We start from the raw sequence: 14,179 nt of genomic DNA, 5'->3' as shown, positions 1-14,179 counted from the left end.
TCCTTACAGGGAAAAGTGTTGGGTGTTTTGCATGGCGCGCTGATTTTCATCGCGGGTGAAAATGGCGTCGCTAAGGGCCTGACCCGCATCGGCCTGATACCAGTTCAGCTGAATCGGGCGCGGCAGATACTCAGTGGCGGGATCCTGAGGGTGAGGCAGCGCGGTCAGGACGATCAGCACGTCCATCGGCGCATACAGCTCAACGAAATCGCCGGGCTGACTGTTGCCTGAAATGAAGGCAAAGCGCCCCGCCTCATCCACCGTGACTTTGCTGAAAAAGTTCACCACCATCAGCAGGTCTTGCAGGCCGAGATCCCATTTACCCATCTCCACCAGCAGGTTATCGACGCCGTTACGGTAGAAACCGTTGCGCAGTTCCTGATAGCGTCCGCTGCCGTACTTGTCGTGCGTCTCGGCGGCGTTAAGGACGCCGCCGAACGGGTCATGCCAGCCGCAGCTGTCCGCCACGATAGCCGCCAGGACGCGACCCATATCAGAGTAAAAACAGTGGCCGGTGGTCAGCCGCGCGGTGTGCTGACCCTTGAGGGTGTCGGGCAGGTTCAGCCGTTCACTTTTTTCGTGCGGATTGAGCATCATGGCGCTGACGTTAGCCCCGCCGTCGATATCGGTCAGGCGCAGGATCCCGCCCTTACGCAGGATCAGCGAGGTATGCGCGCCGCCAGGAATCTGCTCTTCGCGCAGGCTGGGGCCGGAGTGAAAAAGTGCAGTCATTGAGCGATCTCCTTTAAGGGGTAAATGTTGTCTTTACGGCCGGTCGCCAGCTGGGACAGCCGCGTCTCGTTGAGCGGAATGTCATAGGTGATACGCGCTCCCCACGCATTGGGTGCCTGGGGATCGAGGCGCACCTTGTCAAAAACCAGCAGCCGGGTGCCCAGGTTGAACCCTTCGGCAAGGTCGTGCGTGACCATAAAGACGTTCATGCGGGTTTCGCTCCAGAGCTGAAGCAGCAGGGCGTGCATATCTTTGCGGATGCCGGGGTCAAGTGCGCCAAAGGGCTCATCCAGCAGCAGCACCCGTGGCTGCATGACAAACGCCTGGGCAATCGCCAGCCGCTGCTGCATCCCGCCCGACAGCTGCGCCGGATATTTGTCGAGCGCATGGCTCAGCCCCACTCGCTCCAGCATCTCTCTGGCCTGCTGACGCGCCTGACGTTTTCGGGCGCCCAGCAGCCGGCCCCACAGCGGTGACGCCGGCAGTTCCAGACCGATGGTGACGTTATCCAGCACGTTGAGATGAGGAAAAACCGAGTAGCGCTGAAAGACCACGCCGCGACTGCGATCGGGCTCCGCCGGCAGCGGCTCACCATCGAGCGTGATGGTGCCGCGCGTTGGTTGCTCCTGACCGAGCAGCAGTCGTAAGAAGGTCGATTTCCCGCAGCCGGAGGCGCCCACCAGCGAGCAGAACTCCCCTTCCCTGACCTGCAGATTGATGCGCTCCAGCACCACGTGGTCGCCATATTCCTGCCAGATGTTTTTGATATCGATAAAACTCATTCCCGGCCTCCTTCCGCCCACGGGAAACAGGCTTTGTGCAGCTGACGCAGCGCCAGATCCATCAGCCAGGCCAGCAGGGTTATCCAGATGACATAAGGAATAATGACGTCCATCGCCATGTAGCGGCGGACGAGGAAGATGCGGTAACCCAGCCCGGCGGTGGCAGAGATGGCTTCGGCGGAGATCAGGAACAGCCACGCCGAACCCAGCAGCAGGCGCAGCGAGGTAATGAGTCGCGACAGCAGCTGGGGCAGCACTACCCGCAATACCACCGTCCAGCTGTTCGCGCCCAGCGTCTGGGCTTTGATGAAAAGCTCGATGGGGATCTCCCGCGCCCGCTGTTCCAGGTCGCGGGCCAGCATCGGGGTGATGCCGATGACGATGAGCATCACTTTTGACAGCTCATCCAGCCCGAAGACGATAAATAGCATCGGCAGCAGCGCCAGCGGCGGGATCATCGACACGACGGTCATAAACGGCGACAGCGCCGCGCGGGTCATGGGAAACACCCCGGCGGCAATACCGATGCCCAGGCCGATCAGCGCAGAGATCATCAGGCCCGTCAGCAGACGGGTGAGACTGATCAGCGTATCCGCCCAAAGCAGAAACTCACCGCTGCGTTTATCGGGCGTGAACGCCATCCGGTCAACCGCGGCGATCATCTGCGACAGACCGGGCAGCAGTTTATCCTGCGGGTTTGCTTCCAGCCGCACCGCCGAGCTGATAAACCAGGCGGCGATCAGCAAGACAAACGGCAACAGCATCAGCGTCAGGCGCATTCCCTGCCGGGGATAACGGTTAATGTGGCGCATGGCGTAAGCTCCTCAGCCCGGAATTCAGAGCTGGCCTGCCGCGGCCATCTTCAGATAGCTGTCGTCAAAGCGCAGTCTGATGTTGGCTTTGTCGCCGAGGGTCTGGTTGCCGGGAAAGGCCATACCGATAAAGTCAGCGCTTTGCGCACCCTCGCCGAGCAGACCCTTATCAAAAGAGAACGCGGCCACGCGCTGCATGGTTTTTGCCAGGTCGGGCGAGGCGACAAAGGCCTCTGTGGCGGAGGGAGTCGGGAACAGATGGGTGGTTTTGAGCTGTGCCTGATAACCGGCGAGGTCAGTGCCGGAATCCGCGGCCATCGCACTCAGCGCCTGAGTATCGCCCGCCTGCATTTTTGCCATCATCTCAAACCACGCACCGGTCAGCGCTTTGCCCAGTGCGGGGTTATCGTGGAGGGTTGCTGTGTTCACGACCATCATATCGATCAGCTCGCCCGGCACGGCGGAGGAGCTGAACACTTCTGTGGTCTGCGGACTCTTTTTGATGACGGAAAGCTGCGGGTTCCAGGCCACTGCGGCTTTGACACCGCTGGTGCCGAAGGCGGAGACGATATCGGCATCAGAGGTGTTCACGACCTTAACATCCTTCTCCTGCAGTCCGGCCTTTTCCAGACCGCGCACCAGCAGATAGTGCGATACGGACAGCGCGGGCAGATAAACCGACATGCCTTTCAGGTCGCTGAGTTTTTTATTCACGCCTTTCAGAACGATGCCGTCGTTACCCTCGGAGTAGCTGCCGGTGATCAGCGCCGTGGAATCGACGCCGCCCGCGGCGGGAATGGTCAGGGCATCCATATTTGTCATGGTGCAGCCGTCGAACTGCCCTGCGGTGTACTGGTTGATCGATTCGATATAGTCATTCAGCTGGACGATATTAATTTTAATGCCATATTTGCTGGCCCACTTATCGATGATTTTTTCATTAGCGATCGTGCCCCAGGGCATCCAGCCCGCATAGATGGTCCAGCAGACGTTGAACTCTTTTTTAACTGCGGCGAAAGAAGGCCCACTGGCCAGCAGTGCCAGGGAGAGAATGAGCGTGCGGAGAAGGGAAAATGTCTTCATGGTTGACCTCTGGTTGGCACAAAAAAACGGGAGCAGCGCAAGACACCAGATGGTGCCGCTGTCTCCCGGGCTTTTGTCCCGCCGTGTAACCTCGCAGAGGTCGCCAGCTCTCGGACCAGACATTCACCTGCGTGAACCGGAACCCTAGCCAGCTATTCAGTATCAGTTGTGTAGTGCGCTGCTTACTGAACGGGTTATTGCAATTGGCGTACCAGAATTTAAATTCTATTTAATCATGCACTTATAAAGGCTGTAAAACGGCAGGCCCCGTGATGGTGAGTCAGCAGCGTGCGTTGCACATAATCAGTGCCGGGATTCACTCCTCTTCACGATGCCATTTCTGAGCGCACGTGAACTCAGCTGTGACGCGCCTCGCCTGTCGCTAAAACAGCGGTTTCAGGATGTGGATATGCAGGCTCTGGCGAATCGCTTATCAGGGAAGTGAATAGCGGCGGCGCTGCGGGCGGGATGAATAACGGCAGCGCGCTGCACCGCCGTTTTTGCAAGGGTGTCAGAACTCTTCGGGTTCCCCCGGCAGTGGCTCGGTCAGCGCCTGTCCTTTGACCCCGGCATAGGTAATTACCAGCTCGGCGGGCTCCTCCAGGGTGTAGCCGCGGTGCGCACTGTTAACCGTCTTATTCAGCGCCTCTCCGGCGTGGAAGGTACGCTGCTCCCCGCTCGCTTTGTCTTCCACAATCAGGGTGCCTGAAAGGATAAACGCCGCATTCGGCATCGGATGCGTGTGCCACGGCAATGACGTATGGGCAGGCAGTGACAGGCGCATTACGGTCAGTTCCGGCTCGCCCTGCGGATAGGATTCAATGACCTCTCCGTTCCAGGCCTCCCCGCTGCGCATGACTTCAACCGCTTCGATCCCGTTCTCTTCATCTTTTGACATCAGTATTCCCTGTTAACAATCAATGCAATGCTGCGAACCGCAGGCTTTAAGCGTAGAAGAGAATGCGCGTACTGGCTGAGGGGATGTTGACCGGATGAGTGCGCCAGAGGAATAAAACCGCCCGGACAGCCGTGAATGGCATCGGTTAATTCACGGGCATAAGCCGCCAGCCCGATGAATTAATGAACAATATCCGGTATATGGTTATAAGATATATCCCTCCGTCAGTTCGCAACCTGACATTTCTGTATTATCTTTGAAGCCATCAATTCTCTGAGGGATTTCTGATAATGAAAGGTTTGTTTGCCGCATTACTGGCCAGTTCTGTTTTATTATTATCCGCCTGCTCTAAAGATGACGATAACAAAGTCAAAGTGGCGATTAATACCGGGCCGGACGAAGCGATCTGGCAGGTGGTGAAACAGGTTGCAAAAGATAAATATCAGCTCGATGTCGAAGTGCTGAACTTCAATGACTATGTACTGCCGAACGAAGCGCTGAATAACAAGGAAGTCGACGCCAACGCTTTCCAGAGCCTGCCTTATCTGGAAGATCAGTCTAAAGAGCGCGGCTATAAATTTGCGGTAGTTGGCAAGACGTTCGTCTTCCCGATTGCTGCCTATTCGCACAAAATCAAGAACATCAGTGAGCTGCAGAATGGTGCGACAGTGACCATCTCTAACGAAGCTACCACCCTGGGACGCAGCCTGCTGCTGCTGCAGGCGCAGGGCCTGATTAAGCTGAAAGAGGGTGTGGGTTATTTACCCACCTCACTGGATATCATCGAAAATCCTAAAAACCTGAAACTGGTTGAAGTGGATACGCCGCAGCTGACCCGCACGCTGGATGATCCGAACGTGGCGTTCTCGATCATTAATACGAACTTCTCGGCTCAGGCAGGATTATCCGCTCACCGCGATGGTTTATTTATGGAGAGCGCCTCTTCGCCTTACGTCAATGCCCTGGTTTCACGCGAAGACAATAAAGACAGCGATAAAATTCAGAAGCTGAAAGCGGCGCTGCAGTCGCCTGAAGTCGCGGCTAAAGCGGAAGAAGTTTATAAAGGCGATGCAATTAAAGGCTGGTAATCGCCAGCAACGCATCCCTGGGATCAGGAAAATCAAAAAAGGCCGCATTCCGATGCGGCCTTTTTTATGTCAGCACAGTATGTATGAGCGGATGCCTGCGCCTTAACCTCTGCCAGTCACGCCGCGCCAGCCCGCCAGGCCAGAGGCACCGCTACGCAGCGGCCCCTTTTGGCTGAGCGGAAAGATGCGCTGCCCACAGGCTTGCCACCCATTTCACCCCTTTTGCAGTAAAACGCGCCTGTGAGAAGGCGTGCTGGTTTTCGCCGGTGCCGGTGTGCAGCGTAAAGTAGCCGGCCTGCAGATGGTAATGCTGCGGCGTCAGGGTACCTTTGGCGCGGTACATGATATTGCGCTCCAGCAGAAACTGACGAAACTCCGGCTCTTTCGCTTTCAGCATTTTGCAGAGCTGACGAAAGCCCAGCGAGTCATCCACCTGAACGAAGTTATCAAAGAAGGCGGCCTTAGGCGCGGAGAGAGCCAGCTGCTGCTCCGCCGCCTGACGCTGTTCAAACTGTTCAGCCCAGGCACGTGCAGCCTCAGCCGGGTTGGTAAAGTCCGGCAGATGGGTGGTTCTTTCCCGGTCCTGCCAGCGATCCAGCACTTCGGCCGTAAAGCCTGGCGACAGGCGTGCCACGGCCAGCAGGGAGTCACGCTTGCTCAGGCGGTACTCCTGACGCACCTCCCCTTCGCGCTCATAGTCATTCACTTTGAGCGGCTGAGAAAGACGCTGAGCCGTTTCCAGACTTTTGATTAACCGCTTCACTTCTCCATGTGTAATACCGGTCATCTGAGCCAGCTCACGGCTGCTCATTGTGACCGATTGTTCCAGAGATTTGAGGCTTTCAGTCGAAATCATCATGGGTTCACCCCTCGCTAACGCTACCAATACCCGGCGGGCAGTCCATTTATTATACAAAATACTGTTCAGATATCCAGTATTTTATTTAAGCAGTTTCATAACCGGAAGCTGTTACGCAAACCGGGCGGTGAAAGGGATTTTGCGGGCAGGATCAGACGTCTGAACGGCTCTGGCGGCTGTCTGACAGGGTTTAATCCCCGCAAAGGGAGGAAAGGTTATTCACACATAATGACAATGGTGGACACAGACTGTTTACATTACAGTATAGTGATGAGAGTCAGCAGGTTACCGGCCTGTCCGGCTTAACGTTTCATCCGGGGTTCAGGGACGTCATCGCGCTCATTACCACGGGATATTACCTTTTACTGGAGTAAGTCATGCAGCCGTTGAAAGTCGCCTTTATTAAAGCTAACTGGCATAGCGAAATCGTTTCTCAGGTTCTGACCGGATTTGAACAGGAGCTGGAGAGCCGGGGAACCTCCTATGAGATCAAAACCTGGGATGTGCCAGGCGCATTTGAGATGCCGCTGCTGGCACAGCGTCTGGCGCAGACCGGCAACTTTGATGCGATTGTCTGCGCGGCGCTGGTCGTGGATGGCGGCATCTATCGCCATGACTTTGTGGCTCAGGCGGTGGTGAGTGGTCTGATGCAGGCCCAGCTGGCCACCAACGTGCCGGTCTTCTCGGTCTCCCTGACGCCGCATAACTTCCAGCCTTCGGCGGAGTTTATCGACTTCTACACCCAGCACTTCGTGAAAAAAGGTCAGGAAGCGGCCCGTGCCGTCTGCCAGATCCACGCGCTTGAACTTTAATATGGACGTAACTCAGCCCGGTTAGCGATAACATCCGGGCCTTTGCGCCGTTAAGGAGAAATATTGGAAACTTCACGTCCGCCCTTACCCCCTTTTACCCGGCCTGAAGAGGCGGCAGAGAAAGTGCGTCTGGCTGAGGATGGCTGGAACAGCCGCGATGCCGGGCGGGTAGCCCTGGCCTATTCTGTGGACAGCCAGTGGCGCAACCGCGATACCTTCCTGACCGGCCGCAGTGAGATCATCGCCTTTCTGGAGCAAAAATGGCAGCGGGAGCAGCAGTACCGGCTGATTAAGGAGCTGTGGAGTTTCGATCAAAACCGGATAGCGGTGCGCTTTGCCTATGAATGGCACGATGAGCGGCGGCAGTGGTATCGCTCTTACGGCAATGAGAACTGGGCGTTTGACGAGCAGGGTCTGATGAAGCAGCGCTTTGCCAGCATTAACGATCTGAAAATCAGCGAAGCGCAGCGGCTTTTCCACTGGCCGCAGGGACGCCGGCCTGACGATCACCCTTCCCTGAGTGAACTCGGCTTATAACGCGGCGCGTTCAGCGGAAAGCGTTGCTCTCCGCTGTCCTCTGCTCAGCCCTGCTCGTCCTTATTCTCGACAAAGGTGGCTTTGTTACGGGTGACCGTATAGGCCACTTTTTTGACGTCCTGAGGTGACGTGGTCACTTCCACCGGTGCGATGGTGACGCGCCCCATCCCGAACAGCGTCGGTACATAACCGCCAATCTGGTGTTTTCCGGCCGGAACGTGCAGCAGCATGCTTTCGCCATTCGGTAATTTACCGGCATCTTTGCCATCTACCGTCAGGAAGACGCTTGAACCATCATCGGCACGGGTTTTAACGTGTGAAACATCAATCTGCGTCGGACCCGCAGCAAATTCATCTGGCGTATCGCTGGGCGTCTGTTTCGCACAGCCGGTTAATAACGCAGTAACCGTCAACGCGGCGAAGGTAAAACGATAAGGCATTGGGCACTCTTTCTCCTGATCATCAGAACCCCATATTTTAGTCGTTTGCCTGGCAGATAAAAGAGGAGGAGAGATCGGTATCCTCTTAAAAAAGTTAAAATATCCCTGGTTTGCCTGGTATAGTTGCGTAAAGAATTTTTACTGAATAAATAAACAGTCTTTTTTTTCACGGGCCGCAGATTTTTTAACCTGCTGATCAGCCTCAATTTACCCGGCTGCTCACGACGAATAAGCGCAGCGTCACGCCGCGTGGCTGCTGTTTTTCCTCCGGAGCCCCCCTGTTCATTAGCGGTTATCAGGTTCATAGTAGACGTTCATCCCCGGTTAACCCCGGCGGCCATTCCCTCAACAGAGGGCACGATATGCTTTTTCATACAACGGAAACGGTCTGTGCAATAACCGGCACGCATCCTGCGAACCTGAAGCGCTGGGTGAAGCAGGGGTTACTGACACCCAGACAACACGCTGAACACTGGAGTGATGCACAGCTCAGTGAAATCCGCACGCTGGTTGACTTAACTGCCACGGGCGCGACGCCTGAGGAGATCAGACAGGGTCAGCAGACCGCCACCTCGATCATGACCCACGGCTGGGCGGCGCGTAAAGGTGACATGCTCTGGCAGCTTGAGTTCGGGACACCCCTGTCGCTTTCGCGCCAGATGAACAATATGTCCGGTAACTACAGCGGTGATGACTTCATTATTAATCTGCTGCGCCCTCTGAGTGTCTGGCTTCACGCAGACCGGCGTCAGGGGGCCACACGCCGTCTTGCCCGGTTTGAAAAAACGGTGCAGCAGCAGGCTGACCTGATGATGCGTGACGCGGCGCGAAACCACGCCTCTGTTCCGCTGTTTCTCGAAGCCGTAAGCGTCATGGACAAAACCGAAATCTGGCTGGAAGCCATTCGTCTGACCGCGATGGGTTTTACTGTCGAGGTGGATGCCAGTGCCAGCGGACAACCGGCGTTTAACACCGGACGCCATGCGCATCATGTCATGTGGTGTGGTGCCGGCATCAGTCAGGTGATGCAGGACTATTTCAGACAGCAGAGTCAGCAGGGGTATCCCGTCATGCTCAGTGGTCCTGATTGCCGCCTTAGCCTTTCCCGGTCAACCGCCTCAAGCGCTGCCTGACAGCAGGCAGCCTTTCCCCCTCTCCGCTTTTTCCGCGCCAGTGAATATTTTTTTCTGTTAAGAACCGCTTAAGGCGGCTTCGTATACTGTTGTCTCCACCTCCTGACTCACAGATGAGACGACAATGAAAAAGACCTTACTGGCCCTCAGCCTTTGCCTGCTGCCCCTGACCTTCACGGCGGCGCATGCCGACTCTGCGTTAACCGGTTGTGCAGCGAAAAAGCAGGAGATTGAGACGCAGCTCTCCTTTGCCCGACAGCACAATAATTCTCACCAGATTGCCGGGCTGGAAAAAGCGCGGCGTGAAGTTGAAGAGCACTGCACCGAAAGCGGCCTGCTGAAGCAGCGTCAGGAAAAAGTGGCCGAAAAGCGCAGCAAGGTTCAGGAGCGCGAACAGGAACTGGCTCAGGCTAAAGCCGAAGAACGCAGTGCCAGCAAAATCCGCAAGCGTGAAGAGAAGCTTGCTGAGGCGCGTCAGGATCTGAAGGAAGCGGAACAGGCGCTGACTCACTAATCTGATAAGGCCAGCCAGCAGCGCTGGCCTCTTATTTTTTAACTTTTCCCGGCTGTTTCCTAACCTGCTGAATAATCACCGCTATTCACCTTTTATCCATTACTTAATGTAATCGGTTGATTACTTATTCTCATGCACTTAATTGGTGCAATAAAGTCAATATCGCGTCGATCAATTCTTTAACTTTTTGAACGCCTTCAAAGAATTGAAAGATAGCGAGTTTTCTCACGCTATGCACAAAATACGCACTTCGTGCGCATCATTATTCGCCCCGCAGGGGGTGTAATCAGCAAACTATTCACTTTTTCTGCCCCGGAATGGGGCATAACCTGGTCAGGACCGGGCGCCTGCCACATCTTATTTGTTTCAGGAGTGTTAGATTATGACGGCGCAAAACAATGCGCGCGTCATCCACGGCTCCACACAATAAATAACTTCATTAAGAAAGGTTTTTTATGGATAAGTTATCTTATGCGTCTGAAAGCAGCACATCTGCCTGGTCAACCTACCTGCAGCAAATCGACCGGGTTGCGCCCTATCTGGGCGATCTTTCACGTTGGATAGATACTTTACGTCATCCCAAGCGGGCACTGATTGTCGACATTCCCCTGCAGATGGATGATGGCTCAATTCGCCATTTTGAAGGGTATCGCGTTCAGCACAACCTTTCACGCGGTCCCGGCAAAGGGGGCATTCGCTATCATCCGGATGTCGACCTTAACGAAGTCATGGCGCTTTCCGCCTGGATGACCATCAAGTGTGCGGCCGTCAACCTGCCCTACGGTGGCGCTAAAGGGGGCATCCGCGTCGATCCTTTTAAACTTTCTGAGGGCGAGCTGGAGCGTCTGACACGCCGGTATACCAGTGAGATTGGCATCATCATCGGGCCGCAGAAAGATATCCCGGCTCCGGATGTCGGCACCAACGGTAAAGTGATGGCGTGGATGATGGACACCTACTCCATGAACCTCGGCACCACCGTCACCGGCGTCGTCACCGGTAAACCCATTCATCTGGGCGGCTCGCTGGGCCGTGAGAAAGCCACCGGCCGCGGGGTGTTTATCACCGGACGCGAAGTGGCGCGTCGCGCAGACATTGAAATAGAAGGTGCCCGCGTGGCGGTTCAGGGGTTTGGTAATGTCGGCAGTGAAGCGGCCCGACTGTTTGATGAGGCGGGCGCGCGCGTGGTGGTGATTCAGGATCACACGGCCACCCTGTTCAATGCCGACGGTATCGACATGGCAGCCCTGACGGAATGGCAGATTGCGCACAAGCAGATCGCCGGTTTCCCGGGCGCGCAGAGCATCGAGAAAGAGGCGTTCTGGACGACGGAGATGGACATTCTGATCCCGGCGGCGCTGGAAGGTCAGATTACGCGTGAGCGTGCTGAGGTGCTGAGCTGCAAAATCGTGCTGGAAGGCGCGAACGGCCCCACCTACCCTGACGCCGACGACATGCTCGCTTCACGCGGCATTATCGTGGTGCCGGATGTGGTCTGCAATGCGGGCGGCGTAACCGTCAGCTACTTCGAATGGGTGCAGGACATGGCCAGCTTCTTCTGGAGTGAAGATGAGATCAATCGTCGCTCAGACAAGATCATGACAGAAGCGATGGTTCACGTCTGGGACAAGTCGAAAGAGAAAGCTTGCTCGCTGCGCACCGCGGCCTACATCGTGGCGTGTGAGCGTATCCTGATGGCGCGTAAAGATCGCGGGATCTATCCGGGCTGATCCCGGTGGCGCTGTTGTCTGCAACAGCGCCATTTCCTCTCTACTTCATCAGCACCTGAAACTGCGGGTTAAACTCATCGAAGATGGGCAGCGCGGCGGCACCCAGCGCGGCGGTATCGCTGCCGGTCATGCCGGTCTTCAGTCGCATCGCATTCAGATAGCGTCCGCGTACCGACTGATAGAGCGGCGGTAACTGCGCGACCATCTGCTCCAGCAACGGCGCGGGCATCATCCCGCCGATAATCACCGCTTCTGCATCAAACACCGACTCCAGAATATTGATTGCCTGGCGCAGTGGCGTCTTTATGCTTTCAATCCAGGCACTGAAACGCGCAGGATCAATCTGCAGCAGGTCGTCAGGCAGCGCCCGCATCGGATCGAGGCCGCAGAACTCATAGGCAGCCTGTAACGAGACATAACGCTCAAGACAGCCCTGATTGCCGCAATAGCAGTCGCGCCCGCCCGGCTCGACCACGATGTGGCCGATCTCCCCCGCGTTATGGGCATGGCCGGTGTAGATGTGGCCATCGGTGAAGATCCCTGCGCCCAGGCCGGTGCCGATATAGAGATAGATAAAGGAGTTAAGCTGACGGGCGATGCCATGAAACCGTTCACCAATGGCGGCCACGGTGGCGTCATTCTCCAGCGTCACCGGCAGGCCACTGATCGCGCCAAGTTCAGCTTCAATATCGACCTGCTCCCAGCCGTTCAGGGTGGTCGGCCCCACCGATGAGATGCCCTCTACGCCAAACGGTCCCGGCATCACCACGCCTATGCCTAACACTTTCTGCCACTGCGCGCCGAGAAAGGCCCGCATCTCCGTCAGCACGTCAGCAATGCACGCCAGGGTAGCAGCAGGCTGGGGCTTCTGCACCAGCAGGAGGCGGCGGAAGTGGACTTCGCCGCTGAGATCGACCAGAACCAGCAGCAGGGTCTGGTGATCGAGGTGAATCCCTATCGACCAGGCACTGGTCGGATTCAGCGTGACCGGAATGGAGGGCTGACCACGCCCGCTGCGGCGTGGCTGGCGGCTGGTCAGCAGTTCAGCCTGCTCCAGCTCTGCCACGATGTTGGAGACGGTCTGCGGCGTCAGCGCCGTCAGCCGTGCCAGTTCGGCACGGGTCAGCTCACCATGCAGACGAATCGCTTCAATCACCACACGGCGGTTATGCGCCCGCGCATGTTCAAGGTTGGTGCCCGAGGTTCTCATGTTGTTTTCCCTTACAGCGCGACCTCACAGTATTGGTATGCGGAGGAATGGAGGCAAACAATATCTTTGATCGTGTACGCAATTTCTGCGGTTCAGGATAGGCAAGGCGGCGATAAAAGCGCAGGCTGGGCGCCAGCGTTGTTACGACGTTGTTACTGTTACCGCCCTTTACTGGCACGTCCTTTGCTTAATTCCTGACAGGTCAGCCTGCCCGCTGACCATTACGCCTCTGATTAAATCAATCAAATTGATTTAATTAACCGACAGCCTGTTGCTGCATAGTGGAGAAGACCATGTCACAGCGTTATACCCCCCGACTCAAAGCCGGCTTTGCCGCCTTACTGATGTTAAGCGCAGGCAGCGCAGCGGCGGCCACGCAGATTAATGCCCTGTTTATGACGCAGGCCGCCTACAGCGAAAATGATATCCGCGCCATGACGCAGAACTTTCAGAAAGCGCATCCGGATGTCAGCGTCAATCTGGAGTTTGTTCCCTATGAAGCCCTGCATGACAAGATCGTGGCGGCGCGCGGTGCGGGCGGCAATGGTTATGACGTGGTGCTGTTCGATGCCATCTGGCCGGCAGAATTCAGCCGTTTCGATCTGCTGCAGGATGTCTCATCACGCATTACCCCCGACGAAAAAGAGAAGGTTTTCCCGGGTGCGATGAACACGGTGGTCTTCAAAGGCAAAACGCTCGGCATGCCGTGGATCCTCGACACCAAGTACCTCTATTACAACAAAGCGATGCTGGCGAAAGCGGGCATTACGACGCTGCCAGAGACCTGGCAGCAGGTGCTGGATGACGCGAAAATCATTAAAGAGAAAAAGATCGTCACCTATCCGCTCGTCTGGAGCTGGTCTCAGGCGGAAGCGCTGGTGTGTGATTACACCACGCTGGTCTCCGGCTTTGGCGGCCAGTTTTATCAGAACGGCAAGCTCAGCTTTTCCAGCCCGGCCTCTCTGAAGGCGCTGGCGCTGATGAAAAGCTCACTCGATCAGGGGCTGAGCAATCCGGCGTCGCGTGAATATCTGGAAGAGGATGTGCGTAAATCGTTCTCCAATGGCGATGCGGCGTTCGCGCTGAACTGGACCTACATGTACAACATGGCCAACGATCCAAAGCAGAGCAAAGTGGCGGGTGAGGTGGGCATCATGCCTGCGCCGGGGGATGCACCGGGCAAAGTGGGTGCGGTCAACGGCTCAATGGGGCTGGGTATCACCAAAGGCAGCAGCCATGCGGATGAAGCGTGGCAGTACATCCGCTATATGACCTCTCAGCCGGTGCAGAATCAGTATGCGAAACTCAGCCTGCCGATCTGGAAATCGTCTTATCAGGATGAGGCGGTGAAAAAAGGTCAGGAGAGTCTGATCGCCGCGGCGGATAAATCGCTTAACGTGATGCTGTCACGTCCTGAGACGGCCGACTACTCGCGCCTGTCGAACCAGCTCCAGCAGCAGTTGCAGCAGGTGTTACTGGGCAAAACGTCGGCTCAGGATGCGATGGCGACGGTCGATAAAAGCGCCGCCCGGCTGCGTTAAGGAGTGAT

General features: G+C 56.3%; 15 protein-coding genes and 1 riboswitch. Of the genes, 7 read left to right on the top strand and 8 right to left on the bottom strand.

Annotated elements, in window-relative coordinates:
- Window positions 1–3 precede the first annotated feature (3 nt).
- The 5 genes from FJW00_RS07840 to FJW00_RS07820 all read right to left on the bottom strand — a co-directional run bounded on the left by FJW00_RS07840 (window position 4) and on the right by FJW00_RS07820 (window position 4,307).
- Window positions 4–732, bottom strand: a complete 729-nt coding sequence (locus FJW00_RS07840) for an urea amidolyase associated protein UAAP1 (RefSeq protein WP_140029177.1) — start codon at window positions 730–732, stop codon at window positions 4–6.
- A complete protein-coding gene (locus FJW00_RS07835; RefSeq protein ID WP_111208723.1) occupies window positions 729–1,514 on the bottom strand; it encodes an ABC transporter ATP-binding protein in 786 nt (261 codons plus the stop codon). Before FJW00_RS07835 ends, FJW00_RS07840 begins: the two co-directional genes overlap by 4 nt.
- Window positions 1,511–2,326, bottom strand: coding sequence for an ABC transporter permease (locus FJW00_RS07830; protein WP_009092975.1), 816 nt, complete (start codon window positions 2,324–2,326; stop codon window positions 1,511–1,513). Before FJW00_RS07830 ends, FJW00_RS07835 begins: the two co-directional genes overlap by 4 nt.
- 24 nt (window positions 2,327–2,350) lie before the next feature.
- The gene (locus FJW00_RS07825) at window positions 2,351–3,409 is read right to left on the bottom strand and encodes a putative urea ABC transporter substrate-binding protein (protein WP_140923431.1); all 1,059 of its coding nucleotides are present in this window, start codon (window positions 3,407–3,409) and stop codon (window positions 2,351–2,353) included.
- A 60-nt stretch (window positions 3,410–3,469) separates the two neighbouring features.
- Window positions 3,470–3,568, bottom strand: a riboswitch (guanidine-I (ykkC/yxkD leader).
- A 352-nt stretch (window positions 3,569–3,920) separates the two neighbouring features.
- Window positions 3,921–4,307: a cupin domain-containing protein gene (locus FJW00_RS07820; protein ID WP_140923430.1), complete on the bottom strand. Its 387-nt coding sequence runs from the start codon at window positions 4,305–4,307 to the stop codon at window positions 3,921–3,923.
- 290 nt (window positions 4,308–4,597) lie between these two features.
- On the opposite strand from FJW00_RS07820, the gene FJW00_RS07815 reads away from it, so the two are divergent.
- Entirely contained in the window at window positions 4,598–5,395 is a 798-nt protein-coding gene (locus tag FJW00_RS07815) for a MetQ/NlpA family ABC transporter substrate-binding protein (RefSeq protein WP_009092972.1), read from the top strand.
- Window positions 5,396–5,546: 151 nt separating this feature from the next.
- Here the strand turns inward: FJW00_RS07815 and FJW00_RS07810 are convergent, their stop codons facing one another.
- Complete coding sequence (locus FJW00_RS07810) at window positions 5,547–6,254, bottom strand: phage antirepressor KilAC domain-containing protein (RefSeq protein ID WP_009092970.1); 708 nt, start codon at window positions 6,252–6,254, stop codon at window positions 5,547–5,549.
- 377 nt (window positions 6,255–6,631) lie between these two features.
- On the opposite strand from FJW00_RS07810, the gene FJW00_RS07805 reads away from it, so the two are divergent.
- Together FJW00_RS07805 and FJW00_RS07800 are read left to right on the top strand one after the other, a co-directional pair.
- Window positions 6,632–7,066, top strand: a complete 435-nt coding sequence (locus FJW00_RS07805) for a 6,7-dimethyl-8-ribityllumazine synthase (protein ID WP_009092969.1) — start codon at window positions 6,632–6,634, stop codon at window positions 7,064–7,066.
- A gap of 63 nt (window positions 7,067–7,129) precedes the next feature.
- Entirely contained in the window at window positions 7,130–7,603 is a 474-nt protein-coding gene (locus FJW00_RS07800; RefSeq protein ID WP_009092968.1) for a nuclear transport factor 2 family protein, read from the top strand.
- A 44-nt stretch (window positions 7,604–7,647) separates the two neighbouring features.
- On the opposite strand, the gene FJW00_RS07795 is transcribed toward FJW00_RS07800, so the two are convergent.
- Window positions 7,648–8,043: a hypothetical protein gene (locus FJW00_RS07795; protein WP_140923429.1), complete on the bottom strand. Its 396-nt coding sequence runs from the start codon at window positions 8,041–8,043 to the stop codon at window positions 7,648–7,650.
- A 362-nt stretch (window positions 8,044–8,405) separates the two neighbouring features.
- On the opposite strand from FJW00_RS07795, the gene FJW00_RS07790 reads away from it, so the two are divergent.
- From FJW00_RS07790 to FJW00_RS07780, 3 genes are all read left to right on the top strand, one after another.
- Window positions 8,406–9,176 (top strand): MerR family transcriptional regulator, encoded by a 771-nt coding sequence (locus tag FJW00_RS07790; protein ID WP_140923428.1) that lies wholly within the window; start codon window positions 8,406–8,408, stop codon window positions 9,174–9,176.
- A 124-nt stretch (window positions 9,177–9,300) separates the two neighbouring features.
- Window positions 9,301–9,690, top strand: a complete 390-nt coding sequence (locus FJW00_RS07785) for a DUF1090 domain-containing protein (RefSeq protein WP_009092965.1) — start codon at window positions 9,301–9,303, stop codon at window positions 9,688–9,690.
- Between the two features lie 455 nt (window positions 9,691–10,145).
- Window positions 10,146–11,420 carry a Glu/Leu/Phe/Val family dehydrogenase gene (locus FJW00_RS07780; RefSeq protein ID WP_009092964.1) on the top strand — a complete coding sequence of 425 codons (1,275 nt, stop codon included), beginning with the start codon at window positions 10,146–10,148 and terminating at the stop codon, window positions 11,418–11,420.
- Between the two features lie 40 nt (window positions 11,421–11,460).
- Here FJW00_RS07780 and FJW00_RS07775 read toward each other — a convergent pair whose 3' ends face one another.
- Window positions 11,461–12,630 (bottom strand): ROK family transcriptional regulator, encoded by a 1,170-nt coding sequence (locus tag FJW00_RS07775; RefSeq protein WP_009092963.1) that lies wholly within the window; start codon window positions 12,628–12,630, stop codon window positions 11,461–11,463.
- 293 nt (window positions 12,631–12,923) lie between these two features.
- Between FJW00_RS07775 and FJW00_RS07770 the strand changes: the two genes are divergently transcribed.
- Window positions 12,924–14,171: an extracellular solute-binding protein gene (locus FJW00_RS07770; protein WP_009092962.1), complete on the top strand. Its 1,248-nt coding sequence runs from the start codon at window positions 12,924–12,926 to the stop codon at window positions 14,169–14,171.
- Window positions 14,172–14,179: the final 8 nt, after the last annotated feature.

This window comes from Pantoea anthophila (assembly GCF_006494375.1).
Taxonomy (GTDB): domain Bacteria; phylum Pseudomonadota; class Gammaproteobacteria; order Enterobacterales; family Enterobacteriaceae; genus Pantoea; species Pantoea anthophila.
This window is presented reverse-complemented; position numbering and strand designations above follow the sequence as displayed.